Origin of the sequence: Paraburkholderia unamae (assembly GCF_003268775.1) — a bacterium.
GTDB lineage: Bacteria > Pseudomonadota > Gammaproteobacteria > Burkholderiales > Burkholderiaceae > Paraburkholderia > Paraburkholderia unamae.
Window position 1 is genome coordinate 25,061 of sequence record NZ_QLSU01000009.1, and the last position, 25,207, is coordinate 50,267.

24 protein-coding genes are annotated in these 25,207 nt (G+C 66.6%); 9 read left to right on the forward strand and 15 right to left on the reverse strand.

Annotation, left to right across the window (positions count from 1 at the left end; translation table 11 throughout):
• Nucleotides 1–221 precede the first annotated feature (221 nt).
• From C7401_RS16250 to C7401_RS16260, 3 genes are all read left to right on the forward strand, one after another.
• The gene (locus C7401_RS16250; protein ID WP_112172434.1) at nt 222–1,046 is read left to right on the forward strand and encodes a Crp/Fnr family transcriptional regulator; all 825 of its coding nucleotides are present in this window, start codon (nt 222–224) and stop codon (nt 1,044–1,046) included.
• A 117-nt stretch (nt 1,047–1,163) separates the two neighbouring features.
• Complete coding sequence (locus tag C7401_RS16255; protein WP_112172435.1) at nt 1,164–2,384, forward strand: glycosyltransferase; 1,221 nt, start codon at nt 1,164–1,166, stop codon at nt 2,382–2,384.
• A gap of 2 nt (nt 2,385–2,386) precedes the next feature.
• Nucleotides 2,387–3,907 carry a mannose-1-phosphate guanylyltransferase/mannose-6-phosphate isomerase gene (locus tag C7401_RS16260; protein ID WP_112172436.1) on the forward strand — a complete coding sequence of 507 codons (1,521 nt, stop codon included), beginning with the start codon at nt 2,387–2,389 and terminating at the stop codon, nt 3,905–3,907.
• An 85-nt stretch (nt 3,908–3,992) separates the two neighbouring features.
• Here the strand turns inward: C7401_RS16260 and kynA are convergent, their stop codons facing one another.
• From kynA to kynB, 3 genes are read right to left on the reverse strand one after another with little or no spacing between them, the layout of a single operon-like run.
• The gene (kynA, locus tag C7401_RS16265) at nt 3,993–4,943 is read right to left on the reverse strand and encodes a tryptophan 2,3-dioxygenase (RefSeq protein WP_112172437.1); all 951 of its coding nucleotides are present in this window, start codon (nt 4,941–4,943) and stop codon (nt 3,993–3,995) included.
• A 10-nt stretch (nt 4,944–4,953) separates the two neighbouring features.
• Nucleotides 4,954–6,204 carry a kynureninase gene (gene kynU / locus C7401_RS16270; protein ID WP_112172438.1) on the reverse strand — a complete coding sequence of 417 codons (1,251 nt, stop codon included), beginning with the start codon at nt 6,202–6,204 and terminating at the stop codon, nt 4,954–4,956.
• A gap of 57 nt (nt 6,205–6,261) precedes the next feature.
• Nucleotides 6,262–6,903, reverse strand: coding sequence for an arylformamidase (kynB, locus tag C7401_RS16275; RefSeq protein ID WP_112172439.1), 642 nt, complete (start codon nt 6,901–6,903; stop codon nt 6,262–6,264).
• Between the two features lie 131 nt (nt 6,904–7,034).
• Between kynB and C7401_RS16280 the strand changes: the two genes are divergently transcribed.
• Nucleotides 7,035–7,541: an Lrp/AsnC family transcriptional regulator gene (locus C7401_RS16280; protein ID WP_112172440.1), complete on the forward strand. Its 507-nt coding sequence runs from the start codon at nt 7,035–7,037 to the stop codon at nt 7,539–7,541.
• A 52-nt stretch (nt 7,542–7,593) separates the two neighbouring features.
• Here the strand turns inward: C7401_RS16280 and C7401_RS16285 are convergent, their stop codons facing one another.
• Nucleotides 7,594–8,106 (reverse strand): flavin reductase family protein, encoded by a 513-nt coding sequence (locus tag C7401_RS16285; RefSeq protein WP_112172441.1) that lies wholly within the window; start codon nt 8,104–8,106, stop codon nt 7,594–7,596.
• 401 nt (nt 8,107–8,507) lie between these two features.
• Between C7401_RS16285 and C7401_RS16290 the strand changes: the two genes are divergently transcribed.
• Nucleotides 8,508–9,635: an acyltransferase family protein gene (locus tag C7401_RS16290; protein WP_112172442.1), complete on the forward strand. Its 1,128-nt coding sequence runs from the start codon at nt 8,508–8,510 to the stop codon at nt 9,633–9,635.
• 351 nt (nt 9,636–9,986) lie between these two features.
• Nucleotides 9,987–10,526: a peptide-methionine (S)-S-oxide reductase MsrA gene (gene msrA, locus C7401_RS16295; protein WP_112172661.1), complete on the forward strand. Its 540-nt coding sequence runs from the start codon at nt 9,987–9,989 to the stop codon at nt 10,524–10,526.
• Between the two features lie 59 nt (nt 10,527–10,585).
• Here the strand turns inward: msrA and C7401_RS16300 are convergent, their stop codons facing one another.
• From C7401_RS16300 to pdxH, 6 genes are all read right to left on the reverse strand, one after another.
• Nucleotides 10,586–11,188, reverse strand: a complete 603-nt coding sequence (locus C7401_RS16300) for a DUF7024 domain-containing protein (RefSeq protein ID WP_112172443.1) — start codon at nt 11,186–11,188, stop codon at nt 10,586–10,588.
• A complete protein-coding gene (locus C7401_RS16305; protein ID WP_112172444.1) occupies nt 11,185–12,375 on the reverse strand; it encodes a mannosyltransferase family protein in 1,191 nt (396 codons plus the stop codon). The genes C7401_RS16300 and C7401_RS16305 overlap by 4 nt, the downstream gene beginning before the upstream one ends.
• Nucleotides 12,372–13,514 (reverse strand): acyltransferase family protein, encoded by a 1,143-nt coding sequence (locus tag C7401_RS16310; protein WP_112172445.1) that lies wholly within the window; start codon nt 13,512–13,514, stop codon nt 12,372–12,374. Before C7401_RS16310 ends, C7401_RS16305 begins: the two co-directional genes overlap by 4 nt.
• A gap of 175 nt (nt 13,515–13,689) precedes the next feature.
• Nucleotides 13,690–15,114, reverse strand: a complete 1,425-nt coding sequence (locus tag C7401_RS16315) for a DUF72 domain-containing protein (RefSeq protein WP_112172446.1) — start codon at nt 15,112–15,114, stop codon at nt 13,690–13,692.
• 118 nt (nt 15,115–15,232) lie between these two features.
• A complete protein-coding gene (locus C7401_RS16320; RefSeq protein ID WP_112172447.1) occupies nt 15,233–16,447 on the reverse strand; it encodes a class I SAM-dependent methyltransferase in 1,215 nt (404 codons plus the stop codon).
• A 218-nt stretch (nt 16,448–16,665) separates the two neighbouring features.
• Nucleotides 16,666–17,307, reverse strand: a complete 642-nt coding sequence (pdxH, locus tag C7401_RS16325; RefSeq protein ID WP_112172448.1) for a pyridoxamine 5'-phosphate oxidase — start codon at nt 17,305–17,307, stop codon at nt 16,666–16,668.
• 236 nt (nt 17,308–17,543) lie between these two features.
• Here pdxH and tcdA point away from each other — a divergent pair, with 236 nt between their 5' ends.
• Nucleotides 17,544–18,419: a tRNA cyclic N6-threonylcarbamoyladenosine(37) synthase TcdA gene (tcdA, locus tag C7401_RS16330; protein ID WP_258397099.1), complete on the forward strand. Its 876-nt coding sequence runs from the start codon at nt 17,544–17,546 to the stop codon at nt 18,417–18,419.
• 113 nt (nt 18,420–18,532) lie between these two features.
• Here tcdA and trxA read toward each other — a convergent pair whose 3' ends face one another.
• From trxA to C7401_RS16340, 3 genes are read right to left on the reverse strand one after another with little or no spacing between them, the layout of a single operon-like run.
• Nucleotides 18,533–19,381 (reverse strand): thioredoxin, encoded by an 849-nt coding sequence (gene trxA / locus C7401_RS16335; RefSeq protein ID WP_112172449.1) that lies wholly within the window; start codon nt 19,379–19,381, stop codon nt 18,533–18,535.
• A 31-nt stretch (nt 19,382–19,412) separates the two neighbouring features.
• Nucleotides 19,413–19,559: a hypothetical protein gene (locus tag C7401_RS45320; RefSeq protein WP_220092830.1), complete on the reverse strand. Its 147-nt coding sequence runs from the start codon at nt 19,557–19,559 to the stop codon at nt 19,413–19,415.
• On the reverse strand, nt 19,526–20,407 hold the full coding sequence (locus C7401_RS16340) for a pirin family protein (RefSeq protein WP_112172450.1): 882 nt from the start codon (nt 20,405–20,407) through the stop codon (nt 19,526–19,528). The genes C7401_RS45320 and C7401_RS16340 overlap by 34 nt, the downstream gene beginning before the upstream one ends.
• A gap of 204 nt (nt 20,408–20,611) precedes the next feature.
• On the opposite strand from C7401_RS16340, the gene C7401_RS16345 reads away from it, so the two are divergent.
• Complete coding sequence (locus tag C7401_RS16345) at nt 20,612–21,508, forward strand: EamA family transporter (RefSeq protein WP_112172451.1); 897 nt, start codon at nt 20,612–20,614, stop codon at nt 21,506–21,508.
• Between the two features lie 103 nt (nt 21,509–21,611).
• Here C7401_RS16345 and C7401_RS16350 read toward each other — a convergent pair whose 3' ends face one another.
• Together C7401_RS16350 and tsaE are read right to left on the reverse strand one after the other, a co-directional pair.
• Entirely contained in the window at nt 21,612–23,195 is a 1,584-nt protein-coding gene (locus tag C7401_RS16350; RefSeq protein WP_112172452.1) for an N-acetylmuramoyl-L-alanine amidase, read from the reverse strand.
• On the reverse strand, nt 23,177–23,767 hold the full coding sequence (gene tsaE, locus C7401_RS16355; RefSeq protein ID WP_112172453.1) for a tRNA (adenosine(37)-N6)-threonylcarbamoyltransferase complex ATPase subunit type 1 TsaE: 591 nt from the start codon (nt 23,765–23,767) through the stop codon (nt 23,177–23,179). Before tsaE ends, C7401_RS16350 begins: the two co-directional genes overlap by 19 nt.
• A 146-nt stretch (nt 23,768–23,913) precedes the next feature.
• Between tsaE and queG the strand changes: the two genes are divergently transcribed.
• Nucleotides 23,914–25,173 (forward strand): tRNA epoxyqueuosine(34) reductase QueG, encoded by a 1,260-nt coding sequence (gene queG / locus C7401_RS16360; RefSeq protein ID WP_258397100.1) that lies wholly within the window; start codon nt 23,914–23,916, stop codon nt 25,171–25,173.
• The last annotated feature ends 34 nt before the right edge of the window (nt 25,174–25,207 follow it).

The following is a 25,207-nucleotide window of genomic DNA, read 5'->3' on the forward strand; positions in this document are numbered from 1 at the left end:
TGTGCTGCCCCCGCAGCGCAAACGACAGACAGCACTAAGGCCGCCAGCCCCCGCAAAGTTCTTGATGGCATTGGTCTTCGATCCGTTTTTCTCGCGCGCGCGCGATTTTTCAAGGATGGTACCCGCAGTGCCGGCGGGCGGGTTGTGACGGCTGTCACAGATTTTCACGTCGCGGGCGTCTATCGTGGCGCCGGATCACATAAAAAGGCTGCAACTCCAGGATGTCTACAGAAGAGTTCAAAGGCAGCTTCGGACCATTGAAGGCGATCGATCTGCTCAGGCAGCAAAAGCTCCTGCGCAACGTCGCCGATGAAGTGATTGAAGAGACCAGTCGGCATATTCGTTACAGGCGCTTCGGGAAGCGCGAATTCGTCGTCCACAAGGGGGATGCGGGGTCATCCCTGCTGATGCTCATGTCCGGGAGATTGCAGGTCATCGCGCTCTCGGAGGATGGACGCGAAGTGGGATTGAACTTCGTCGAGCCGGGGGATTACTTCGGCGAGCTGTCGATCATCGACGGCGGGCCGCGTTCGGCGTCGATCATTGCCACAAGCGAATCTGTTGTTGGTTTCCTGCCGAAGGCCCACGCGCAAAACCTTTTCTACCGCAACCCCGCGGTGGTCGAGGCCTTGTTGCAGCGGCTGTGCCGCACCATTCGTCAGGCATCGAACTACCGTTCGATGCTCGGGTTGTCGCGCGCATACGCGCGGGTGTACTCGGTGCTCGAGGCCTCGATGAAAAAGAGCGCCGGGGACCTGCACACCATCGAGAACCTGCCGAACCAGCAGGCGATCGCGATCATGGCCAACGTGAGCCGGGAAACCGTGTCGCGCGCCATCCGCTCGCTCGTGGACGGCAAGGTGATCGAGCGCGATTACCGCCGCCTGATCGTGCGCGACGCGCAATTGCTCAAGAAGCTCGCCAAGGGCGAAGCGGAGCTGCAATTGCGCAAGAAGGCCGCGATCGGCCAGATGGAAGAGGCCGGCGATGAAGATGAAGGTCGCGACGTCGAAGCGGATGACGTCGAGGGTAGTGAAGTTGATTAATGAGGCCGCACGCGAAGTCCGCGCCGTCGCCCGCACTGCTGCCCATGCAGTTGTGCCGGCAACGACCTGCACGATCCCGGGCCGCTGAACACACATTCCAATTTCGGGTCATGCATCATGCGTGTGCTGCACTTCTATCGAACGTATCTGCCTGATACGGTCGGGGGCGCCGAGCAGTCCATCTATCACCTGTGCCGCGCGGGGGCGGACCAGGGCGTCGAGAACACCGTGCTCACGCTCACCGCGCAAAGCGGCGGCCCACGCCGCGTGAACCTGCCGGGCCACGTGGTGGAGCGCGTGCCGAGCGGCTTCAAGGTCGCCTCGGTCGAGCTGTCGCTGCCGGCGATCCGGCGCTTTCGCCAGCTCGCGCGCGAAGCCGACGTGGTCCACTACCACTTCCCCTGGCCGATGGCGGACATCGCGCACCTGGCCGCGCGCGTGCGCAAGCCCTCGGTCGTGACGTATCACGCCGACATCCAGCGCCAGCCCACGCTGCTCGCGATGTACAAGCCGCTCATGCACCGCTTTCTCGGCAGCGTCGATCGCATCGTCGCGACCTCGCCGAACTACGTGGCGACGAGCGACGTGCTGCGGGCGCATCGCGACAAGGTCGAAGTCGTGCCGCTCGGTCTCACGCGCAGCTTCTATCCGAAGCCCGATGAAGCGCTGTTGCAGAAATGGCGCGAGCGCATCGGCGGTCCGTTCTTTCTCTTCGTGGGCGTGTTCCGCTACTACAAGGGTTTGAACGTGCTGCTCGAAGCGATCCAGCGCACGGGCTACCCGGTCGTGCTCGTGGGCGACGGTCCGCTCGCGCCGGAGTTGCGCGCCTACGCGCAGCAGCATCGCATCACGAGCGCGCATTTCACCGGTTTGCTGCCCGAAGAAGACAAGATGGCGCTCATCGAGCTTTCGCGCGCCATCGTGTTCCCGTCGCCCAACCGCGCCGAGGCGTTCGGCATGACGCTGCTCGAAGGCGCGATGCTCGGCAAGCCGATGATCACCTGCGAGATCGGCACCGGCACGAGCTACGTGAATCGCCACGGCGAAACGGGACTGGTTTGCGATCCTAACGATCCCGAAGACCTCGCGCGCGCGATGAAGGAACTGTGGGACGACCCGCACTGGTGCGAGCTGATGGGCCGCCGCGCCGCGCTGCGTTTCGAAGACCTCTTTACCGCGCATCGCACGGCGCGGGCCTACCGGCGCATTTACGACGCCGTGGTGGCCGAACACGCGAGCGGCACCGCGAAGGCGGGCGCCGCCAAGGCAGCCGATTTCAGGCGCGAGCCCGCGCCGCTTTCGGTCGAACGAGATCCGGTAATCGAAGAAAAATCCTGAACATGACGTTCCCCCAAACCATCGACACCACCGTGCAAGGCGCTCCAGCGGTTTCGCTCGCTGCGCTCGACATCCTGCCCGTCGTGCTCGCGGGCGGCTCCGGCACGCGCCTGTGGCCGCTTTCGCGCGAGGCGCATCCGAAGCAGCTGATCGGTCTGCTGGGCGACCGCTCGCTGCTCGAATCGACCGTCACGCGCCTCGACTCGCTCGCTCGGCCGGGCTCGAACGGCGGCCTGCTGATCTGCGCGCAGGAGCATCGCTTCATGGTGGCCGACCAGCTCAAGGTGAGCAGCCGCGACTGGCAGGTCATGGTCGAGCCGGCCGGGCGCAACACGGCGCCCGCGCTCACGCTCGCCGCCATGCGCGCGAGCGCGGGCGGCGGCGACCCGGTGCTCGTCGTCATGCCGGCCGATCACGCGATCTTCGACGCGCCCGCGTTCGCGCGTGCCGTGAACGCCGCGGCGCGTCTCGCGCAGCAAGGCCGCATCGTCGCGCTCGGCGTGGTGCCGCAGCGCGCCGAAACGGGCTACGGCTATATCGAAACGGGCGCGACGCTCGAAGGCGACGAGACGACCCGGGCCGCACATGCGCGCGAGTTGTGCCGCTTCGTCGAGAAGCCGCCGCGCGAAGTCGCCGAGGCGTTCCTGGCGGGCGGGCGTCACTGGTGGAACAGCGGCATCTTCGTGATGCGCGCCTCGGTGTGGCTCGCGGCGATCCGCGCGCTGCGCGCGGACATCGCGCACGCCTGCGAGGACGCGTACCGCAAGGGCGGCGCGGAGGGCGCCTCGTGGCGCATCGACACGCAGTCGTTCCTCGGCTGCCCGTCCGACTCGATCGACTACGCGGTCATGGAGCGGCTCGCCGAAGGCGGCCTGCAAGGCGCGGTGGTGCCGCTGGAGGTGGGCTGGTCGGACGTGGGCTCGTGGGACGCCGTCTGGAACATCATGCCGAAGGACGCCGCGGGCAACGTCACGCGCGGCGACGTGCTGCTCGAAGATACGTCGGGCACCTATGTGCATTCGGAAGGGCGGCTCGTGGCCTGCGTGGGCACCCAGGACCTGATCGTGGTCGAGACCGCCGACGCCGTGCTGGTCGCCGACAAGAGCCGCGCGCAGGACGTGAAGGCGCTGGTCGGCCGCATTCGCGAAGGCGAGCGCACCGAGGCCGCGCATCACCGCAAGGTCGCGCGCCCCTGGGGCTATTACGACTCGATCGAGCGCGGCTCGCGCTACCAGGTCAAGCGCATCGTGGTCTCGCCGGGCGCGACGCTCTCGCTGCAACTGCATTACCACCGCAGCGAGCACTGGATCGTGGTGAGCGGCACGGCGCGCGTGACGCGCGGCGACGAAGTGTTCCTGCTCGGCGAGAACCAGTCGACCTATGTGCCGGTGGGCGTGAAGCACCGCCTCGAAAACGTGGGCCGCGTGCCGCTCGAAATGATCGAGGTGCAGTGCGGCAGCTATCTCGGCGAGGACGACATCGTGCGCTTCGACGACAACTACGGCCGGCACGTCGAGAAGTAAGCGGAAATAAGCCGAAACAAGCGCGAACGGCGTGCAATAAAAAGACGGCGGCGCGACCTCGCAGGGTCGCGCCGCCGTTTGCGCTTTACAGCACCGTGCGCACGTGCCAAAGCTCGGGAAACAGCACGACGTCGAGCATCTTGCGCAGATACGGCGCGCCGTTCGTGCCGCCCGTGCCCTGCTTGAAGCCGATGATGCGCTCGACCGTCGTCACGTGACGGAAGCGCCATTGACGGAACGCGTCTTCGAGATCGACGAGTTCTTCGGCCATCTCGTACAAATCCCAGTACTGCGAAGGATTGCGATACACCTCGAGCCACGCCGCCTCGACGCTCGCGTCGTGCGCCGTCGCCTGCGACCAGTCGCGGTTCAGGCGCTCGGGTGCGATCGCGAAGCCGCGCCGCGCGAGCAGGCGGATCACTTCGTCGTAGAACGAGGGCGCTTCGAGCGTCGCTTTCACCTGCTCGAAAATCTCGGGCCGGTGCTCGTGCGGCTTGAGCATCTGCACGTTCTTGTTGCCGAGCAGAAACTCGATCTGCCGGTACTGATACGACTGGAAGCCCGATGAAGCGCCCAGATATGGCCGCATGGCCGTGTACTCGGAGGGCGTGAGCGTGGAGAGCACGTTCCACGCCTGCACGAGCTGCTCCATGATGCGCGAGACGCGCGCGAGCTGCTTGAACGCGGGCGGCAGCGCATCGCGATGCACGTTGGCGAGCGCCGCGCGCAACTCATAGAGCGCGAGTTTCATCCACAGTTCGCTCGTCTGGTGCTGCACGATGAACAGCATCTCGTTGTGATCGGGCGAAAGCGGATGCTGCGCGTTGAGCACCGAATCGAGCGCGAGATAGTCGCCGTAGCTCATCGACTTCGAAAAGTCGAGTTGCGCGTCGTGCCAGCCGTCGCCTTTATCGGCCGAGGTCGAGGGTTGTGCCGTGGGCGCCTGCGCGCCGTGCCCGAACGGGCAGCCGCCGCGCGGTGCGTTGGCGGTTTCGTCGGTCTCGGGCACGCCGGGAATCTGCATGTGATCGTTCATGTGCCGCTCCTCAGGTCACCGCGCCGCGTTCGGCGAATTCGGGCTTGCGCCAGGACTCGGTCGCGAGCACGTCGCGCAGCGTCTCCACGGCGTCCCACACATCGACGTGACGCAGATACAGCGGCGTGAAGCCGAAGCGCAGCACGCGCGGCTCGCGATAGTCGCCGATCACGCCGCGCGCGATCAGCGCCTGCATCACCTCATAGCCGTGCGGATGCTCGAAGCTCACGTGCGAGCCGCGTTGCGCATGCTCGCGCGGCGTCACCAGCGTGAGGCCGTATGCCTTGCAGCGCGTTTCGACCAGTTCGATGAAGAGATCGGTGAGCGCGAGCGACTTGCGGCGGATCGCCTGCATGTCGGTTTGCAGGAACACGTCGAGGCCGCATTCGACGAGCGCCATCGAAATGATCGGCTGGGTGCCGCAGAGGTAGCGGGCGATGCCGTCGTCGGGGCGGTACTCCGGGTTCATCTCGAACGGCTTCCTGTGCCCCCACCAGCCCGAGAGCGGCTGCGAGAACGCGCTCTGGTGGCGCCTGGGCACCCACACGAAGCCGGGCGAGCCGGGGCCGCCGTTCAGGTACTTGTACGTGCAGCCCACGGCGTAGTCGGCGTTCGCGCCGTTCAGGTCCACGGGCACCGCGCCCGCCGAATGCGCGAGATCCCACAGCGCGAGCGCGCCCTGCGCGTGGATGTGTTCGGTGAGCGCGCGCATGTCGTGCATCTCGCCCGTGCGGTAGTTCACGTGCGTGATCATCGCCACGGCCACGTCGTCGCGGATCGCGGCGGGCAGCTCGGACGGATCGTCGACGAGGCGCAGTTCATAGCCGCGGTCGAGTTGTTCGATGAGGCCTTGCGCGATGTAGAGATCGCTCGGGAAGTTCGAGCGCTCGGACACGATCACGCGGCGCTTCGGGTCGCGCGCGTTCTGCACGCGCAGCGCGGCGGAGAGCGCCTTGAACAGGTTGATCGAAATGGTGTCGGTGACGACGACTTCGTCGTCGGCCGCGCCGATCAGCTTCGCGAGCTTGTTGCCGAGGCGCTTGGGCATGGCGAACCAGCCCGCCGTGTTCCAGCTGCGGATGAGGCCTTCGCCCCATTCGGCGCCGATCACGGCCTGCGCGCGCGCGGCCGAGGCCGACGGCGGCACGCCGAGCGAGTTGCCGTCGAGATAGATGGTGCCGGCTGCGAGCGTGAATTGCTCGCGCAAGGCGGCGAGCGGATCGGCGTGATCGGCGGCCAGGGCTTCGTTGCGGTCGTTCATGTCTGCGTTTCGGTGTTGGGCGGTGTTGGGCGCAATGAGCGGGATAGCGGTTTCTTTTCAGCGAGTGCTGGCGGGCAGCGCGCGCAGCACGGCGCGCACGGGGCTCGCGTCGAGCGTTGCGAACTTCAGCGGCAACGCGATCAGTTCGTAGTCGCCGGGCGGCACCGCGTCGAGCACGACGCCTTCGAGGATCGCCATGCGGTGCGCGCGGATACGGTGATGCGCGTCCATCGTCTTCGACTCCTGCGGGTCGAGCGAGGGCGTGTCGATGCCGATGAGGCGCACGCCGTGCGCGGCGAGCAGGTCGACGGTTTGCGGCGCGACGGCGCAAAACGCGCTGTCCCAGCGGTCCTGCGGCGCGTGCGCGTAGGTGCGCAGCAGCACGCGCGGCGGGATGCCTTGCAGCGCGCCTTGCACATGCTCGGGCAGCACGAGGGGCGCGGCGCCCACGCAATGAATCACGCGGCACGCGCCGAGATACGTGTCGAGCGGCACCGCGCCGATCGGCGCGCCTTTGGCGTCGTAGTGCAGCGGGGCGTCGGTATGCGCGCCGGTGTGTGGCGAAAGTGTCACGCGCGCGACGTTGACCGGCGAGCCGGCCTCCATGCGCCAGACGCGTTCGACGCCAACGGGCGTATCGCCCGGCCAGACGGGCGTTTCAGGGTGGATGGGCGGGGAAATGTCCCAGAGGTCGTTCATCTCGTTGAGCAGGTTGTCTCCGTATTTTTCGAATGATAGGCAACCCTGCGTGAAATGTGCTTGCGAAAAAAACGCCGCAAACTACAGTTGTTGGCACATAATTTGTTACAAGACGGGAATGGAGACCAAATATGAACGCAATCTCGCTGGATGCTACCGATTGCCGTATTCTCGCCGTGCTGCAAAATGAGGGGCGGATTAGTAATCTCGACCTGGCGGAGCGTATTTCGCTCTCGCCGTCGGCGTGCCTGCGCCGTTTGCGGCTGCTCGAGGATCAGGGTGTGGTGGAGCGTTATCGAGCCAGTTTGAACCGGGAGATTCTCGGCTTCGAGATGGAGGCTTTCGTGCAGGTGTCGATGCGCAACGACCAGGAAAGCTGGCACGAGCGCTTCGTCTCGGCGCTGCGCGACTGGCCGGAGGTGGTGGGGGCGTACGTCGTCACGGGCGAGACGCACTACCTGCTGCGCGTGCTCGCGCACAACCTCAAGCACTACTCGGACTTCGTGCTCAACAAGCTGTACAAGGCGCCGGGCGTGATGGACATCCGCTCGAACATCGTGCTCACGACGCTCAAGGCGGAAGCGGGCGTGCCGGTGGACCTGATCGCCCAGCGCGAGCCGAAGACCGCGCAGGTGTAGGGGCGCGGGCCCGCACCTGGGCTCGCGACCGCGCGGCTGACAACCTCGGGGCTTACAACGATTGAAGCTGGTGGAACGCGCCGCCGTGGAACACGAGCGGCGAAGCGTTCGCGCCGTCCTCGCGCACGCCGCAGCGCTCCACCTCGCCCACGAAGATCACGTGGTCGCCTTCGTCGTAGCGGCTGCGGTTGTGGCACTCGAACCACGCGATCGCCCCGTCCAGCACGGGCATGCCGGTGTCGCCGGCCGCGTGCGAGACGCCCTCGAAGCGGTCGCCCTTCACGGTCGCGAAGCGCTTGCACAGGTCGAGCTGCGACGCCGCGAGCACATTGATCACATAGTGAGGGTTCGAGCGGAACACGGGCATGGAAGCCGAGCGCGTGGCGAGGCTCCAGAGCACGAGCGGCGGGCTGAGCGAGACCGAGTTGAACGAGCTGGCCGTGATGCCGATGAGCTGGCCGTCGGGCGCGCGCGTCGTGATCACGGTGACGCCGGTGGCGAACTGGCCGAGCGCGCGGCGGAATGCGCCGTCGTCGAAATTGGGCGGGCTGGCGCGGCGGGTCATCGGGGCAGGCCTTTGCGGGCCGCGCGCGTGGCGGCGGGAGAGGAAATCGGGATCAACGTCATGTGGAAAATCGGCGAATTGTCACAATTTTAGCGGAAGCGACGGATGGCGGCTCGCGCGAGCCGCAGTTCAGTGCGCAGCGCGGTGCCCGGTGCAGTGCGCCGTGCAGTGATTTCCGCGACTCATCCGAAAGGAGCGGAGCAGGACCCGGGCGGTCGAAACGGCCATCCCCGGTGTGATGTCGTGACGGACCCTGGAAGTCCGGGCCGCACGGGAGGTCGGGACTCCCTTGAATCCGGACTCGGGAGTGACTTTGTGTCTGTCAACACACAAACTCGCCACCCTCGCGCAGGTTACCTTCTTGGCGGGAGCCACGATAGAGAGCAGCCGCGGAGCGCGACATGGGACAGTCGATTGCAGACTCGAGATACGCCACCCTCGACGGCTTACGCGGCATGGCGGCGATGGTGGTTGTCTTCGCGCACTTCCAGGGGCTGTACCACCTGCCGTACATCGAGCACGGGTATCTTGCGGTCGATCTCTTCTTCGCGATGAGCGGCTTCGTCATCGCCAATGCTTACGACCGGAAGCTTTCGTCAGGCGAACTAAACTGGCAGCAGTACTTCACATTGCGATTGTTCCGCCTGTATCCGCTTTACCTCGCCGGTCTCGTACTCGGCGTCGTTGCCCTGGCGTACCGGCTGCCTGCATCCGACTGGTCCGACATCGCCTCCGCGGTCCCGGCCGGGTTGCTCATGATGCCCTCGCACACGCCCCTGCGGACCTACTACCCGGTCCAGTGGACGATCGACTTCCTCTATCCGCTGGATCATCCTGCGTGGTCGCTGTTCTTCGAACTGATCGCGAGCCTTGCGTATGGCCTGTTCTTCCGCTACCTGACCACACGGCGGCTCATCTTCATCATGTGCGTGTCGGCTGTCGCCCTCGCAACAGCGGCTTATACCGTGGGCCTGTGCAACGGGTTTGTCTGGCAATCGTTCTATGTGGGCTTTGCGCGCCTCGGCTATGCCTTTCCCGCCGGTCTGCTGTTATACCGGCTCCAGCAGCCCGCGCGCAGGCGTGAATCGCGTTCGGCGATCTTCATCGTCGCGCTGGCGTTCGGCCTGCTCTTCATGCCCTGGCCGATGCACAACCAGCCCGCGGTCGCGGTCGACCTGCTGCTCGTGCTCGTCGCCTTCCCCGCCATTGTCTGGGCGGCATGCCGGGTGGAGCCCCCCGCTCGCTGGCTGCGCCTCTTCGCTTTTTCGGGGGCGATCTCGTATGCCGTCTACGTCCTCCATGTGCCGTTCGGGTTCCTCCTGGAGGACCTCACCCGCAACAGCCACTTTCTGCGCCATCCGGCCGGCGTGAGCGCGGCGCTCCTGTTCCCCGGCGTCGTGCTGCTGACGTGGTGCGTCGACCGCTACTACGACACGCCCGTGCGCCGGGCCCTGCTCGCGCGCTCGCGCGGCTGGCTCGCGCCGCGTCCGAAACGCACCGACGCCGCGGACGCGACCATGCCGCAATAAGTCCGGCTCCCTGCGTCCGTTACTCGGGCGCAGGTTTTGCCCGGCGGGCGTGCCAACATCCGGTGCCCGAGGCAGGGTTGCCAGCCGCGGCCAATCTCGAAGAGGATTTGCTTTCGCTTCTTCCGCTTGCGGAGGGCACGGCATTCTTTGGCTTCGCTGAAGTCATCGAAATCGCGGCCTGCCTTGAAATCCGTCCTGACGATCCACATACCACAAAGGTTGGGGGAGACCACGATTAGTCGTCATCCTGCAAAACGGGTTGACGGGTAAACTGGACCCGAATGGACCCGCCACGGCTGAATGACAAGCCTCCCGGATCTTGGATAACCTATTGATTTCATGGTGATTGGTATGAGTGAAATTGCAACGTTGGGCGGCGGATGTTTCTGGTGCCTCGAAGCGGTGTATTTGCGCGTGGACGGCGTGGAGGCGGTGGAATCGGGCTACGCGGGCGGCCACGTCGCGAACCCGAGCTACGAGCAGGTGTGCGACGGCGAGACGGGCCACGCGGAGGTCGTGAACGTGCAGTTCGACCCCGCGAAGATCGGCTACCGCGAGATTCTCGACATCTTTTTCGCGATTCACGATCCGACGCAACTGAACCGCCAGGGCAATGACGTCGGCACGCAGTACCGTTCGGTGATCTTCACGCATTCGCAGGCGCAGCGCGAGACGGCGGAGCAGGCGATTCGCGAGATCGCCGCCGAGGGCGTGTACGAAGGCAAGATCGTCACCCAGGTGCTGCCGCTCGACGGCAACTACTTCCCCGCCGAGGCCTATCACCAGAACTACTTCGCGCAGCATCCGAACCAGGGCTATTGCTCGTTCGTGGTCGCGCCGAAGGTCGCGAAGTTCCGCCAGAAGTTCGCGCACCGGCTGAAAGCGGAATAAGGCGGAATAAGGCGGAATAAGGCGCAAGGCGCGCGGACGCGGCACGACGGGCCGCGCGCCTAGCCCGGCAGGAGTTCGATCGAGGCGACGCCGAGTCCCAGGCGCCGCGTGTCTTGCGAAGCGCCGCCTTCCGAAGGCTTGGCGGGATTGGCGGGAATCAGGTCGATTTCGACGTTGCTGCCCGAAAACGCGCGGTTGGGAATCGTCAGCGTTTGCGTTTTCGCGTCTTGCGATGCGTACGCGAGTGCGCCCACCGCAATGCCGTTCACCACGACGCGCACGGACTGCACGGGATGCCGCGCATCGACGAAACCACGCCCTTGCACGCGCAACGTCATGTTGCCGGCCGGTCTGCCGGGCAGCGTCAGGTAGAGCGAGGCGCTGTCGCCGTCGGTCCAGGTGCCCCAGCCTTCCGGATCGGACCAGCCGATGCGGGATAGCCAGGGCAGCGTGCGCGAGAAGTCGATGCGCTCGCCCGGGCGATAGGCCAGGCCGCCGTTGCCCGGCCATGTCCGGAGCTGGTGCTTCAGGTAGTACAGGTCGTATTCGCGGCTCACGGCCGGATGAAGCGCGTACCAGGCCGTCGCGCAGTACAGCGCGCCCAGCGCCAAAGCGGCGCCCGGCAGCAGCGCCCGCATTGCCGTGAAGCGGCGCGCCTTCATGCCATGAACCAGTATTGTCCCAGCCAGGCCCGGCATGCCGCGGCCAGCAGCGCGACGCACGCGGCCAGGAGCGCGATGCGCGTTCGCGGCATGTTCTGCGTCGCGAGGCCGATCGCCAGGGGAACCGGGTAGAGCGTGAGGACATAGCGGGGAATCGAGACCACGCCCGCGGCAAGTGGAATGAAGATCCCCGTTACGAGGATGAGCGCCTCCGCGTACATGGACCGCGCCGCGAGCCAGATGCACGCCACGATGCCGAACAGCGCCACGCTCGCGCAGTAGAGCGGATAGGTCTGAGCGCTCGTCAGCGCCGTCCATAGCTGGACGAGTGGGTTGCCCACTTCGCGATGCCAGGCGATCTGCACGTTCTTGAACGCGAACGCGTCACCCGTCGTGTGGTGCAGGAACAGCATGAACGCGGCGAGGCCGGCGGGCGCGAGCAGCATGGCGACCCAGGCCCGATCGGTTTCGCGACGAAGAGTCAGCACGGCGCGCCAGCCGTATTGGCTGATTGCGATCGCCAGCATCGGCGCGAGGATCGTCACCCCGAGGTTGCGCGTGGCCGAGAGCGCCGCGGCGGCCATGCCCGCCATCAGCCAGCGGCCGCTGCTGGCGGCCGACACCACGGCCAGCATGAGCAGCAGGTAGAGCGCCTCGGTGTAGGCCAGCGAGAAATACAGGCTGGCCGGCGAAAAGCTCGCAAGAAGGACGACGAAGCGGGCCGTGCCCGGCGTGGTCCATCGTCCGGCGTACTGCCTGAGCAGGAGGAGTGCGGCAAGGAAGGCCAGATTCGACACCACGTAGGCGCCGACCAGCGGCGCCGCGCCTGTGACCAGCGCGGTCCACCGTGCGAGCAGCGGGAAGAGGGGAAAGAACGCCCAGTTGGCCGCGTCGCCGTGTTGATGGGCGAACGGCGACAAAGGACCGCCTGGGCCGAAATTGGGCGCGAGGTCGTAGCCGTGGTCGATGATGGCCCGGTACCAGAGGCAATCGAATTGACACAGCAACTCGGGCACGGAGCCACGCGCGTCGAGCAGATGCGCGCCGATCAGGGTGGCGGCGACAAGCAGCAACCGGCTCGCCGCGTAGACCGCCACGACAAAAGCGAACTCGCGCACGGGCGTTGCCGCCGCCGCGCCCGGCCCTTGCGGTGCGAGCAGCAGGGTCCGCCCGTGGCCCGGCATCATTGCGACACGGAAGAGACGGAAGACGCGGAAGCCGCAACGGATGCGGGTTGCAGCTTGCCGTGGTATCGGCCGCGCATTTGCAGCCACGGGCGCTCGATCACCTGGTAGCTCAGCCGCGCCACGAAAAGACACAGTGGCAGGAGCGTGACCATGACGAGCATCATGCCGACGCGCCAGTTCAGCTTCTCGAAATACGGCAGCGTGAAGTGCGCGAAGATGAAAAGCACGACGCCATGCAGCAGGTAGAACGAATAGCTCACTTCGCCAATGCTCGAGAACAGCGAGGCCGCCGGTTTCGGCAGGCTGCCGCGCCAGCACGAATAGCAGATCACGAAGCCGCCCCACATGAGCGCTTCCACCGTGCCCCAAACCGCCCAGACCGGTTGCTTGGGCACCGGAAGCTGATAGCTGGCCTTGCTGCCGAGCAAACCGAGAATCAGGACCACGGCGCATGTCGCCGCGAGTGGCCAGAGTATCGAGAGCCGGCGCTCGTGCAGCACGGGCATGCGCTTGACGAACATCGCGCACAGCATGCCGATCAGGAACTGGTCGAAGCGCCCGAGCAGCGTCGAGTAATACATGTGCGTGGCCTGCTCGGTCACGAAGTACGCCCCGCAGCGCAGCAGCACCCAGAGCGCGATCAGGCGGATCAGCCAGCCGGCGCCGTACTGGATCGCAAAGCGGGCCAGGTACGGAAACACCATGTAGAAGGTGAATTCGATCGAAATGGACCACGCCGCGCCGGTAATGAACGAGTTCGACGTGGGCGCTTCGCCGAGATTGGAGAACAGCAAATAGAAAAGATCGGCGGGGCGGAACGCGTCGCGGCCCACCGACGTGGCCACGACGTACATCACCACGAACAGCGGGAAAATGCGCAGGAGACGATTGCGCATGAACGGCGCCCATTCGATGTCCGGCGCCGCGAGCGCGATGTTCATGAACAGGAAGCCGGACAGCACGAAGAACAGCCCGACGCCGGTGTGCCCCTCCACGAGCCAGCCCGCCCAGAACGCGCCCGGAAAGGCGTGCCAGTGTCCGTAGAAGACGTGGAATGCGTGATAGAGAAAGACGAGGAGCGCGGCGCTCCCACGCAACTGATCCAGGCGGGGATCGTACGAAAAATTAACTGAGCGCATGCAATCGTGGATTCAGGACGGCGATTTCACGCGCCGTCGGCAATGGCGGCCGGGTGCCGGTGCATCGATGCACGGCATCGTGACGGATTTCGGGCTGTATTCGGACTCTATGGGGCCGTAGGTTAGCGCCCGGGCATGCGCGAAGATGTGATCGCCGTCACATTTTGCCGGTGCGTCAGTCGTCGTTAGCGCCCGCTGTCGCGGCATCCTGCTCCATTTCCGCGCGCAGCCGCGCCATCTCCTCGGCAATCGCCCGCGCGAGCTTCGCGCAGGTGAGCGGCGCCGATCCTTCCGCCTTGTTGTTCGTCGTGATGAGCACGGGCTGGCCCGCGATCGCGTAGCGCGCGGCCAGTTCGGCGAGCGTGTCGCGGGTGTGCGGGTCTTCGTCCACGAGCTTGTCGAACGGCTCGTAGCGCGCTTTGGCCTGCTCGTACTTGAAGCCGCTGTGCAGGCTCCAGCGCACGATCAGCGGGCCGGCCGGGGCTTCGCCGTCCATCAGGGCGAGCGCCGCGGCCTGGCGCAGCGGGTCCGGCATGCGCGCGTGCAGACCCACGCAGTAGCGCACGCCCGCCGCGCGCAGCGTGCGTACGAAGCGCGGCGTGAGCAGGATTGCGTCGCGAATTTCGACGGCGTAGCAGGGGCCGTCGCGGGCCTCGGATGCTCCGGTCGTTTCGGTAGGCTTGGGCAGCGGCGGCAGGGCGGCGAGAAATGCGGCGAGGCGCTCGACGAAGGCGGCCGGGTCGGCCAGCAGTTGATCGGGCAGCGGCGGAAACTGGAACACGAGCGCACCCGCCTTGTTGCCGAGCCCCGCGAGACACGGTTCGACGAATTCGCGCGCGGCCAGCTCCGCATTGAGGAAGCAGGGGTTCGCCGAAACGGGCTCGCCGCGATCGCCGCGCACGCTGGCGTCGGTGACGAGGGCGGGCGCCTTGACGATGAAGCGGAAGTGCTCGGGCGCCTGCTGCGCGTAGCGCAGGTAGTCGGTGACGGTGAGCGGCGCGTAGAACGAGCGGTCGATGCTCACCGAGCGCAGCAACGGATGCGCGCCGTAGGCCGCAAGGCCGTCGCGGGCCAGTTTGGACTGGCTGTAGTCGTCGCCGTAGACGATGCCGCGCCAGCCCGGAAACGACCACGACGAGGTGCCGAGGCGCACGCTCGCGGGCAGTTGCGCGGCGAGGTCGAGCGTTTCCTGCGTGGCCACGGCGGGCAACACGCCACGGCCGCGGCGTTTGGGCGGCGCGCCGGGCTCGGCTTGCTTCGGCGGTTTCGAACGCGGTGCGCCGGGGGCGCGCGGGTTGTCCTCGCCTTGCTCGGGTGCTTCGATTTCGGCGTCGTTGATGTTGTCTTCGGCGGCGGCGGCGCGGGCGGGGCGCTTCGCGGCAGCGGGCCTGGGCGCGCTCGCGGGCGCGGTGAAGCCGAACAGGTCGGGCTGAGGCTCGGCGCGGGGCGCGGCTTTCGGCGCGGTGCGGCGCGCGGCCTCGCGGGCGGCCTGGTGAGCGTTCTCGCGGGCACCTTCGCCGGGCGCATCGAGCGGCCTCGTGCTGCGTGCTTCATCCGAGGCGGCGCCGAACAGGTCGTGGCCGTCGTCGCGTTCGTTCATGCGGTTGCGTCGCGCAGTGGCGTCATTAATGGCGGTCGTGGGGCGAAGCCGCCCGCCTGACAGGCGACGCGGGCGCAACGGCGGCGCGGCGGGCCATGCCCTTGCGCCGCCGCCTGCCTCAGAGCGGCTTCTCGTACATATACCGGCGCGACCACGGCAGCGTTTTTGCGCTGCGGCCGGCCTTGCGGCAGACGATCTGGAAGATCGACACGTCGTCGTGCTCGAACGCGTACGCGCAACCCGCCAGATAAACGCGCCAGATGCGGAACTTCTCGTCGTCGACGAGCTTTTTCGCCTCTTCGGCACGCGCCTCGAAATTCTCCGCCCAGATATCGAGCGTGTGCGCATAGTGACGGCGCAGGCTCTCCACGTCAACCGCTTCGAGGCCGCCGCGCTGCGCCGCTTCGAGCGCCAGGCCAATGTGCGGCAGTTCGCCGTCGGGGAACACGTAGCGGTCGATGAACTCGCCGCCGCCGAGCGGCGCTTCGCCCGATTCGGCGTCCGACGAGGTGATGCCGTGGTTCATGGCGACGCCGTCGTCGGCGAGCAGGTCGTGCACCTTGCGAAAGTAGCCCGGCAGATTCTTGCGCCCGACGTGCTCGAACATCCCCACGCTCGTGATGCGGTCGAACTGGCCTTGTATGTCGCGATAGTCCTGGAGGCGGATCTCGATGCGCTGGTCGAGCCCGGCGGCCCTCACGCGCGCCGTGGCGAGATCGAACTGGTTCTGCGAGAGCGTGACGCCCACGCAGCGCGCGCCGAACTTCTGCGCCGCGCGCAGCACGAGCGCGCCCCAGCCGCAGCCGATGTCGAGCAGCGTATGCCCCGGCTGCACCTGGATCTTCGTGAGGATGTGGTCGATCTTCTTCAACTGCGCGGTGGCGAGGTCTTCGTCGCCGTTCTCGAAGTAGGCGCACGAATAGACCATGTTCTCGTCGAGCCACAGCTTGTAGAACTCGTTCGAGACGTCGTAGTGGTACTGGATGGCCTGCCTGTCCGTGGACTTCGAGTGCGTGAAATAGCGGCGCACGCGGGCGAGCTTGCCGGCGCTCGTGACGGTATTGCGCGCGAGCGAGTAGCTGATGTTGATGATGTCGGCGAGCTTGCCTTCGATGTCGATCTTGCCCTTCACGTAGGCTTCGCCGAGATTGTCGAGGCTCGGCTCCAGCAGCAGCGGCAGGGCGGCGGCGCTATTGACCTTGAGCGTGACCTGCGGCGCGGCGAAGTGCCCGAAATCGTATTGCTGGCCGCTCCAGAGCACGAGACGGGCGGGCAGATTGGCCTTGTTGCGCACTTCCTCTACCCATTGCGCGAGTTTCTTCTCCCAGAACATGCGTTTCTCTCCCTGTCGAATGAACGGTTCCAGACCCACGACAAAAGCGAATTGCGATGCGTGCCAGAGGCGGCGAGACAAAAAAACCGGCGGCGCGGCGGCGAGGGGCTGCGCCGCGCGCGCGTGTTGCCAATCAAGCGGGTGATGCGGGTGATGCGAGTGCAGCAGATAAAACCGTTACGGTAAAACAACCAGGGCGCAGCCGCGCGCGAACGCGCTCAAGGCGCGAGCCGCTCGATGCGCCAGGCCGCGGCGCTGCTCGCGCGCGTATAGCGGATGCGGTCGTGCAGCCGCGAGGGCCGGCCCTGCCAGAATTCGATGGCGTCCGGCACGAGCCGGTAGCCGCCCCAGTGCGGCGGGCGCGGCGGGTGCTCGCCGTACTGCGCTGTGACTTCCTGTTCGCGCGCTTCGAGCTGTGCGCGGCCGGCGATCACGCTGCTCTGCTCCGAGGCCCACGCGCCAATGCGCGAGCCGAGCGGGCGCGAGTTGAAGTAGGCGTCGCTTTCCTCGGCGCTCGTGAGTTCGACCTTGCCTTCGATACGCACCTGACGCTCCAGCTCGATCCAGTGAAAGAGCAGCGCCGCGTGCGGATTGGCGGTGAGCTCGCGCCCCTTGCGGCTTTCGTAGTTCGTGAAGAACACGAAGCCGCGCTCGTCCACGCCCTTGATGAGCAGGATGCGAGCGGCGGGGCGGCCTTGCGCGTCGACGGTCGCCACCGTCATGGCGTTGGGCTCGGGCAGCTTCGCGTCGAGCGCCTGGGCGAACCAGGTCTGGAACTGGCGGATCGGATCGGGATTGACGTCGGCGGCGTCGAGCGAGCCGAGCGAGTAGTTCTTGCGGAGATCGGCGAGGGAGGTCATCTTTTATGCAGACGCTTCATTGCGGACAAGTATAAGGGAGAGGCGGCAATCAGGTTGCGAGCGCGCGGCGCACGGGCGGCAAGCCCTGCAAGTACGCACCGGTTCGCGGTGTTCGGCTCGCGAAGCGGGGCGGCGCCAGGTCCTGCTTCACGCGATCAGGCAAAATACGGGTCTTGCCAGGACCGTGAGCGCCGTGTGGAAGCGCTCCCTGGTCCGCTTACCGATTGCCTACCGTCATGTCCAGTATCCCGAATTCCCCTGTTGCCGCCGGCTCCGTCGATCTTACCGCGAGCCCCGCCGCCGATGTTGCCGACCGGGCCCGCCGATTCGGCGGAATCGCGCGGCTTTATGGCGCACCCGCGCTCGATGCGTTCGAGCGCGCCCATGTGGCCGTGATCGGCATTGGCGGCGTGGGCTCGTGGGTTGCCGAGGCGCTCGCGCGCAGCGCGATCGGCAAGCTCACCTTGATCGACCTCGACAACGTGGCCGAGAGCAACACCAACCGCCAGATCCATGCGCTCGACGGCAACTACGGCAAGCCCAAGGTCGAGGCCATGGCCGAGCGCATCAAGCTTATCGACCCGGCCTGCGAAGTGCGCCTCGTCGAGGATTTTGTCGAACCCTCGAACTTCGCCGAGCTGCTGGGCGGCGGCTTCGACTACGTGATCGACGCCATCGACAGCGTGCGCACCAAGACCGCGCTGATCGCCTGGTGCGTCGAGCATCGCGTGCCGCTCATCACGGTGGGCGGCGCGGGCGGGCAGCTCGATCCCACGCGCATTCGCATCGACGACCTCGCGCTCACGATCCAGGACCCGCTGCTTTCCAAGGTGCGCGGCCAGTTGCGCAAGCAGCACGGCTTTCCGCGCGGGCCGAAGGCCAGGTTCAAGGTGAGCGCCGTGTATTCGGACGAGCCGCTCATCTATCCCGAAGCGGCCGTGTGCGATATCGACGCCGAGGCCGAGCACGTGAGCACGTCGCCGGGACATCACGGCCCGGTGGGGCTCAATTGCGCGGGCTTCGGGTCGAGCGTATGCGTGACCGCAAGCTTTGGCTTCGCCGCCGCCGCGTATGTGTTGCGCGCGCTGGCGCATCGGGCGACGACCGGCTGACCCCGCGCGGGATCGCATCGGCGAAAAAAAACGCACGGCCCGTGAAGGCCGTGCGTTTTGCTTTTTTGGGCGCTGAATCGAAGCCGAATCGGGCAGATTCGCGCCGCGTGCGATCAGTTCAACGCTGAACTCAGCTTGCGCCGCCACTCGCTCACGAGCTGCGGCTGGTGTGCCGCGAGATCGAACACGGAAAGCATGGTCTTGCGGCCGATGTCGTCGCGAAACGCGCGGTCGCGCTTGACGATCTCCAGCAGGTGCTCCAGTGCCCCCGCATACTTGCGCCGGGCGATCAGCGCGTTCGCCAGATCGAAGCGCGCTTCGAGGTCGCCGGCGTTGGCGGCCACCTGGGCTTCGAGCGCGTCGGTGGGCGGCAGGTCGGCGGCGGCGTCGAGCGCGTCCAGGCGCGTCTTGAGCGCGTTGAAGCGCGCGTCGATGCCCTGCGTGGTCTTGGGCGAAAGCAGCTCGACTTCCTTTTGCGCGTCGTCGGCGCGGTTGTCGGCGAGCAGCATCTCGATCAGGTCCATGCGCACTTCGTCGTTGCCCGGATCGAAGGCGAGCGCGGCCTGTAGCGCCTCGTAGGCTTCGTCGCGGCGGCCATCGGCGAGCGCTTCCTGGGCCGCGCGGCGCGCGGCGTCGGCGCCATCGGGAATCAGGCCGTCGAGGAACTGGCGCAACTGGCCTTCGGGCAGCACGCCGATGAACTGGTCGACAGCCTGGCGATCGGCGAACGCCACGACGTGCGGAATGCTGCGCACGTTGAAGTGCGCGGCCAGTTCCTGGTTCTCGTCGACATTCACCTTCACGAGCTTCCATTTGCCCGCGTACTCGGTTTCGAGCTTTTCGAGCATCGGCCCGAGCGTCTTGCACGGGCCGCACCAGGGCGCCCAGAAGTCGACCAGCACCGGCGCGAGCGCCGACGCTTCGATCACGTCTTTTTCGAAAGTGGCGAGAGTGGTGTCCATTGCGTCCTCGTTTGGGATATCCGTTACGTCGCTAGTTGGGGACGAAACGCGCGGGTTTCAATTGGTATTGACCGGTTTCAACCGCTTGAAATCGCTTGAAACCGGCCGCGGCGCGCGTGTTTCCTTTGCGCTGGCTTCGCCCGATCAGCGCGGCTTTTTCTCCGGCAGCGGAATCCATTCCGTTTCGCCGGGAACATGCCCCATTTCCTGGCGCGTCCAGGCCGCTTTCGCGGCTTCGATCTTTTCGCGCGAGCTTGCCACGAAATTCCATTCGATGAAGCGCTCGCCTTCGAGCTTCTCGCCGCCCAGCAGCATCACGCGCGCCCCGTTCGCGCTCGAAAGCGTGACGGTTTCGCCGGGCACGAGCACGGCCATGGTGTGCTGTTCGAGCGGCGTGCCGTCGATGGCGAGGTCGCCTTCCACGAGGTAGACGCCGCGTTCCTCATGCTCCGCGTCGAGCGCGACGGCGCTGCCCGGCGCGAAGTCGGCGGCCACGTAGAGCGTGCCCGAGAAGGTCTCGACGGGCGAGGTGGCGCCGAACGCCGTGCCCGCGATCACGCGCATGGCAACGCCGTTGCGCTCGATTTCGGGCAGCGTGTCGCCGGCGTGATGGAAGAACGACGGCTCCGTGTCTTCGTGATCGAAGGGCAGGGCCACCCAGGTCTGGATGCCGTGCATGGTGAGGCCGGTGGCGCGGTCTTCCTCCGGCGTGCGCTCGGAGTGGACGATGCCGCGCCCGGCCGTCATCCAGTTCACGTCGCCGGGCACGATCTTCTGGCTCGAACCGATGCTGTCGCGATGCATGAGCGCGCCGTCGAACAGATACGTGACGGTGGCCAGGCCGATGTGCGGGTGCGGGCGCACGTCCACGCCCGCGCCCGGCGCGAGGGTGGCGGGGCCCATGTGGTCGAAGAAGATGAACGGGCCGACAAGGCGGGCCGCGAGCGCGGGCAGCACGCGCCGCACATACAGATTGCCGATGTCGCGTTGATGAGGCTTGAGTACCGCTTTGATCGATGAGGACATGGACGCTTCCTTGATGAGTCGTACGGCACGGATGTCGTGGCGGGATCGGGTGCCGGAATCGGCGCGCGGGCGGGCCGCGCGCGCAGCAGGCGCTCATTCTAACGCCGGGCTTCGCGGTGTGTGGCTAACGCGTGGAGGCTCGGCGCGTTGCGGCGCGAGGCGGTAAACTCGCGAATTCGACGAAAAAAATGGGGAGAGCAGGAGATGTCGCCGAAGGACTTGTTGCTCGCGCTGGTGGTGGTGCTCGCGTGGGGCGTGAATTTCGTGGTGATCAAGGTGGGGCTGCACGGCGTGCCGCCGCTCCTGCTCGGCGCGCTGCGCTTCATGCTGGCGGCGTTCCCGGCGGTGCTGTTCGTGAAGCGCCCGCAAATGCCGCTGCGCTGGCTGCTGGCCTATGGCGCGACGATCTCGCTTGGCCAGTTCGCGTTTCTCTTCACGGCGATGTACGTGGGCATGCCCGCGGGCCTCGCCTCGGTCGTGTTGCAGGCGCAGGCGTTTTTCACGCTCGGTTTCGCGGCGTTCTTCCTGCACGAGCGCTTTCACGCGCAGAACGTGATCGGCTTGTTGATCGCCGCGGGCGGGCTCGCGCTGATCGGCATGCAGTCGATGGGCAGCAGTGCGGGCGGCATGACCATCGCCGGTTTCCTGCTCACGCTGTGCGCCGCGTGCATGTGGGCGCTCGGCAATATCGTCACGAAGAAGGTGGGCAAGGTGGATCTCGTTGGCCTCGTGGTGTGGGCGAGCCTCGTGCCGCCGCTGCCGTTCCTCGTGCTGTCGTACTGGATGGAGGGGCCGCAGCGCATGGGTCAGGCGCTTGCGGGCATCGGCATGGCTTCGGTGGGCGCGATCGTCTATCTCGCGTTCGTCGCGACGCTGGTCGGCTATAGCCTCTGGAGCCGCCTGCTTTCGAAGTACCCCGCAAGCCAGGTCGCGCCGTTCTCGCTGCTCGTGCCGATCGTCGGGCTGGCTTCGGCGTCGCTGCTGCTCGGCGAGCAGCTCACGGCCGCCGAGATCGGGGGCGCCGTGCTCGTGATGGGCGGGCTGGCCGTCAACGTGTTCGGCGGCTGGGTCAAGCAGCGTCTGGGCGCAGTGCGTTCCTGAAGCCGCGCCCGAGTCTTCGATTGAGGCTGCAAACGAAAACGCCGCGCAAGCCTTCGGGCTTGCGCGGCGTTTTCGTTGCGGCGCGCAGTGAGGCTTCGCGGCCTCAGGTCATGCGGCTCTTCGCGAGCGGCGGGTTGGCCGCGAAATAGCGCTTGATGCCCTTCATGATGGCGTTGGCCATCTTGTCGCGATAGGCGTCGTCGTTGAGCTTGCTCTCTTCCTCGGGATTGCTGATGAAGGCCGTTTCCACGAGGATCGACGGAATGTCGGGGGCCTTGAGCACCGCGAAGCCCGCCTGCTCGACCGAGCCCTTGTGCAGCTTGTTGATCTCGCCGACCTCGTTGAGCACGAAGCCGCCGTAGCGCAGCGAGTCGCGGATCTGCGCCGTTGTCGACATGTCGAAGAGCGCGCGGTTCACGGCGGCGTCGGCCGTCTGCACGCTGATGCCGCCGATCTGGTCCGACGAGTTTTCCTTGTTCGCCATCCAGCGCGCGGCCGCGCTGGAAGCCCCGTGCTCCGACAGCGCGAACACCGACGAGCCGCGCGCGGCGGGTGTGGTGAACGCGTCGGCGTGAATCGAGACGAACAGGTCCGCACCCACGCGGCGCGCCTTCTGCACGCGCACGTTCAGCGGCACGAAGAAGTCGGCGTCGCGCGTCATCATCGCGCGCATATTGGGCTGGGCGTCGATCTTCGCGCGCAGCTTCTTCGCGATGTCGAGCGCGACGTGCTTCTCGTAGGTGCCCGCACTGCCGATCGCGCCCGGATCTTCGCCGCCGTGGCCGGGGTCGATCGCGACGGTCAACAGGCGCGTGGTGCCGCGTTTGCCGGGCTTCGGCGCGGTGAAGCCGTAGTCGTCGCTGCTTGCGCCGTCGTCGCTTCCGGTGTTCGCGTTGTTTGCGTTGTTACGCTGCGCGATGACGGGCGGCTTCGGCACCGCGGGCTTCGGCGACGGCGGCACGACCACGGCCGGCGGAACCGGCGGCGCGGGATGCGGCGCGCCGGACGAGGCATTCGCGTCGTTCTGCGCGTAGCGCTCGAAGAAGGCGTCGCTGTTGTCGTGCGCGGGCGGCGTGTTGGGCCCGGCCAGCGTCGACGGCGTGGAAGGCGGCGCGCTGTCCTTCATTGCCTCGCGGGCGTCGAGCTGCTGCTGCTTGCGCTCGGTCTGCGCGAGGAGGTCCATGAGCGGGTCGGGCGCGACCGCCGGATAAAGGTCGAACACGAGCCGGTACTTGTAGGAGCCCACCGGCTGGAGCATGAACACCTGCGGCTTGACCGAGCCCTTGAGGTCGAACACCATGCGCACGACGTGCTGCTGGTACTGCCCCACGCGCACCGCCTGGATTTGCGGATCGTTCGGCGTGATCTTGGAGACGAGATTCTTGAGCGCGTCGTCGAGATCGAGTCCGCTCAGGTCGACGACGAGACGATCGGGGCCTTGCAGCAGTTGCTGCGAGTTCTGGAGCGGCTGGTCCGACTCGATGGTCACGCGCGTGTAGTCGCGCGCGGGCCACACGCGCACGCCAATTACGGAGGTGGCCCACGCGAGGCGCGGCGCCGCGACGGAGAGGCCGAGCACGAGCGTGGAGGCGCCCGCCTTCAGAATCTGCCGGCGACGCCAGTTGTGCGTGGCGGTGGCGGCCGATTCGATCGAGCGGAACGGTTTGATCAACATCTTTCTAGACATGCCTTTCCTGATGCGCTGTATGCGTAGGCGGTGAGCACGCGGCCTTCGCCGCTTGCATCCGGCTCGAGCGAGAACACGAGATCGGGTACGCCCAGCAGGCCGCCCGCGCGTTGCGGCCATTCGACGAGGCACACCGCATCTTGCGCGAAGTATTCGCGAAAGCCCGAGTCGGCCCATTCGGCCGGATCGCTGAAACGGTACAGATCGAAGTGGTAGAGCTGGAGTTCCCCATTCGGCGCTGCAACCACGTAGGGCTCAACGAGCGTGTACGTCGGGCTGCGCACGCGGCCCGTGTGACCGAGCGCGCGCAAGGTGGCGCGCACGAGCGAGGTTTTGCCCGCGCCGAGGTCGCCGTGCAGTTGCACGTGCAGGCCATGAAAGGGCGGGGCGCCGTGGTTTTGTACGCTGTTTCGCGCATCATTCGCGCGCAGCGAGTCCAGCGCATGCGCGAAGCGTGCGCCGAAGGCGTCGGTGGCGGCGGCGTCCGCGAGATCGAAACGGCGCTCGAGAAGAACGTCGACTGACGGATCAAGCGGAAGCGGCGCGTGGTCGTGACCGGGCGTGTCGGGCATTCTCGTAAAATGACGTAATGAACCCCACGCATTCCTCTTCCCACCGCGCGCAGGATGCGCGCGCGTCTTCGGAGGCGCTCGACCCAACGTCCGCTCAGGCGCGTGCTCAAGCGCAGGCTCAAGCTCAGGCGCCGCGAGATTCGTCTGTGCCTGCCAGCGGGCAGGCCGCGCCGCTCGATGAGGCGGCGCTTGCCGCGCTCGCGGCGCGTATCAGGACGTGGGGGCGCGAGCTGGGGTTCGGTGCGATCGGTATCAGCGACACCGACCTTTCCCATGCCGAGGCGGGCCTCGCCGCGTGGCTCGAAGCGGGCTGCCACGGCGAGATGGATTATATGGCCAAACATGGGATGAAACGCGCGCGGCCCGCCGAGCTTGTGGCCGGCACGCGACGCGTGATCTCCGTGCGCATGGCCTATTTGCCCGCCGATACGCTCGCGCCGAATGCAACGGGAAAGACACACGAAAGTGCTTCGCAAGGCGGCGCCGAGACAAGCGCCGTGCCTGGCACGAACGTTGCCCGCGAGACCATCCACGCCGACTGGCGCTTGCGCGAACACGCGCGCCTCGCCGACCCGCACGCGGCTGTTGTCTCGATCTACGCGCGTGGCCGCGATTATCACAAGGTGCTGCGCGCGCGGTTGCAGCAGCTTGCCGATCGCATCGAGGCCGAGATCGGCGGCTTCGGCTATCGCGTGTTCACCGACTCCGCGCCCGTGCTCGAAGTCGAGCTTGCGCAGAAAGCCGGAGTGGGCTGGCGCGGCAAGCACACGCTGCTCTTGCAGCGCGACGCGGGCTCGCTGTTCTTTCTCGGCGAGATCTACGTGGACGTGCCGCTGCCCACCGACGCCGACGACCCGGCGAGCGCCGCGCCCGAGACGCCGGGCTCGCATTGCGGCAGTTGCACGCGCTGCATCAGCGCGTGCCCGACCGGCGCGATCACCGGGCCGTATCGCGTGGATGCGCGCCGCTGCATTTCGTACCTGACGATCGAACTCAAGGGCAGCATTCCCCTGGCATTGCGCGAGCTGATCGGCAATCGTGTGTATGGCTGCGACGACTGCCAGCTCGTGTGCCCATGGAACAAGTTCGCGCAGGCCGCGCCGGTCGCCGACTTCGACGTGCGTCACGGACTCGATCGCGCGAGCCTCGTCGACCTGTTCGGCTGGAGCGCGGCGCAGTTCGACGAGCGCATGCAGGGCAGCGCGATCCGGCGCATCGGTTACGAGTGCTGGTCGCGCAATCTGGCGGTCGCGATGGGCAATGCGTTGCGCGCCACGCGCGACGACGCGCAACACGTGCAACACGCGCCCGAGCGCGCGGCCATCGTCGCGGCATTGCGCGCGCGCGAGCACGATGAGTCTGCGCTCGTGCGCGAGCACGTGCTGTGGGCGCTGGAGGCGGCGTGAGAAGACAGGGCGAGAGAGGTGGAGATGAGCGATG

Excerpts from the sequence above, each read along its gene's own strand:
- tcdA (WP_258397099.1), top strand. The coding sequence starts at position 17,544 with ATGTCCAGTATCCCGAATTCCCCTGTTGCCGCCGGCTCCGTCGATCTT.
- C7401_RS16340 (WP_112172450.1), bottom strand. The coding sequence starts at position 20,407 with ATGTCCTCATCGATCAAAGCGGTACTCAAGCCTCATCAACGCGACATC.
- C7401_RS16310 (WP_112172445.1), bottom strand. The coding sequence starts at position 13,514 with ATGCGCTCAGTTAATTTTTCGTACGATCCCCGCCTGGATCAGTTGCGT.
- C7401_RS16260 (WP_112172436.1), top strand. The coding sequence starts at position 2,387 with ATGACGTTCCCCCAAACCATCGACACCACCGTGCAAGGCGCTCCAGCG.
- C7401_RS16280 (WP_112172440.1), top strand. The coding sequence starts at position 7,035 with ATGAACGCAATCTCGCTGGATGCTACCGATTGCCGTATTCTCGCCGTG.
- C7401_RS16305 (WP_112172444.1), bottom strand. The coding sequence starts at position 12,375 with ATGATGCCGGGCCACGGGCGGACCCTGCTGCTCGCACCGCAAGGGCCG.
- C7401_RS16345 (WP_112172451.1), top strand. The coding sequence starts at position 20,612 with ATGTCGCCGAAGGACTTGTTGCTCGCGCTGGTGGTGGTGCTCGCGTGG.
- trxA (WP_112172449.1), bottom strand. The coding sequence starts at position 19,381 with ATGGACACCACTCTCGCCACTTTCGAAAAAGACGTGATCGAAGCGTCG.
- kynB (WP_112172439.1), bottom strand. The coding sequence starts at position 6,903 with ATGAACGACCTCTGGGACATTTCCCCGCCCATCCACCCTGAAACGCCC.
- msrA (WP_112172661.1), top strand. The coding sequence starts at position 9,987 with ATGAGTGAAATTGCAACGTTGGGCGGCGGATGTTTCTGGTGCCTCGAA.
- C7401_RS45320 (WP_220092830.1), bottom strand. The coding sequence starts at position 19,559 with ATGGATTCCGCTGCCGGAGAAAAAGCCGCGCTGATCGGGCGAAGCCAG.
- C7401_RS16250 (WP_112172434.1), top strand. The coding sequence starts at position 222 with ATGTCTACAGAAGAGTTCAAAGGCAGCTTCGGACCATTGAAGGCGATC.
- C7401_RS16315 (WP_112172446.1), bottom strand. The coding sequence starts at position 15,114 with ATGAACGAACGCGACGACGGCCACGACCTGTTCGGCGCCGCCTCGGAT.
- pdxH (WP_112172448.1), bottom strand. The coding sequence starts at position 17,307 with ATGACCTCCCTCGCCGATCTCCGCAAGAACTACTCGCTCGGCTCGCTC.
- kynA (WP_112172437.1), bottom strand. The coding sequence starts at position 4,943 with ATGAACGATCACATGCAGATTCCCGGCGTGCCCGAGACCGACGAAACC.
- C7401_RS16300 (WP_112172443.1), bottom strand. The coding sequence starts at position 11,188 with ATGAAGGCGCGCCGCTTCACGGCAATGCGGGCGCTGCTGCCGGGCGCC.
- C7401_RS16255 (WP_112172435.1), top strand. The coding sequence starts at position 1,164 with ATGCGTGTGCTGCACTTCTATCGAACGTATCTGCCTGATACGGTCGGG.
- C7401_RS16350 (WP_112172452.1), bottom strand. The coding sequence starts at position 23,195 with ATGTCTAGAAAGATGTTGATCAAACCGTTCCGCTCGATCGAATCGGCC.
- C7401_RS16285 (WP_112172441.1), bottom strand. The coding sequence starts at position 8,106 with ATGACCCGCCGCGCCAGCCCGCCCAATTTCGACGACGGCGCATTCCGC.
- kynU (WP_112172438.1), bottom strand. The coding sequence starts at position 6,204 with ATGAACGACCGCAACGAAGCCCTGGCCGCCGATCACGCCGATCCGCTC.
- tsaE (WP_112172453.1), bottom strand. The coding sequence starts at position 23,767 with ATGCCCGACACGCCCGGTCACGACCACGCGCCGCTTCCGCTTGATCCG.
- C7401_RS16290 (WP_112172442.1), top strand. The coding sequence starts at position 8,508 with ATGGGACAGTCGATTGCAGACTCGAGATACGCCACCCTCGACGGCTTA.
- C7401_RS16320 (WP_112172447.1), bottom strand. The coding sequence starts at position 16,447 with ATGTTCTGGGAGAAGAAACTCGCGCAATGGGTAGAGGAAGTGCGCAAC.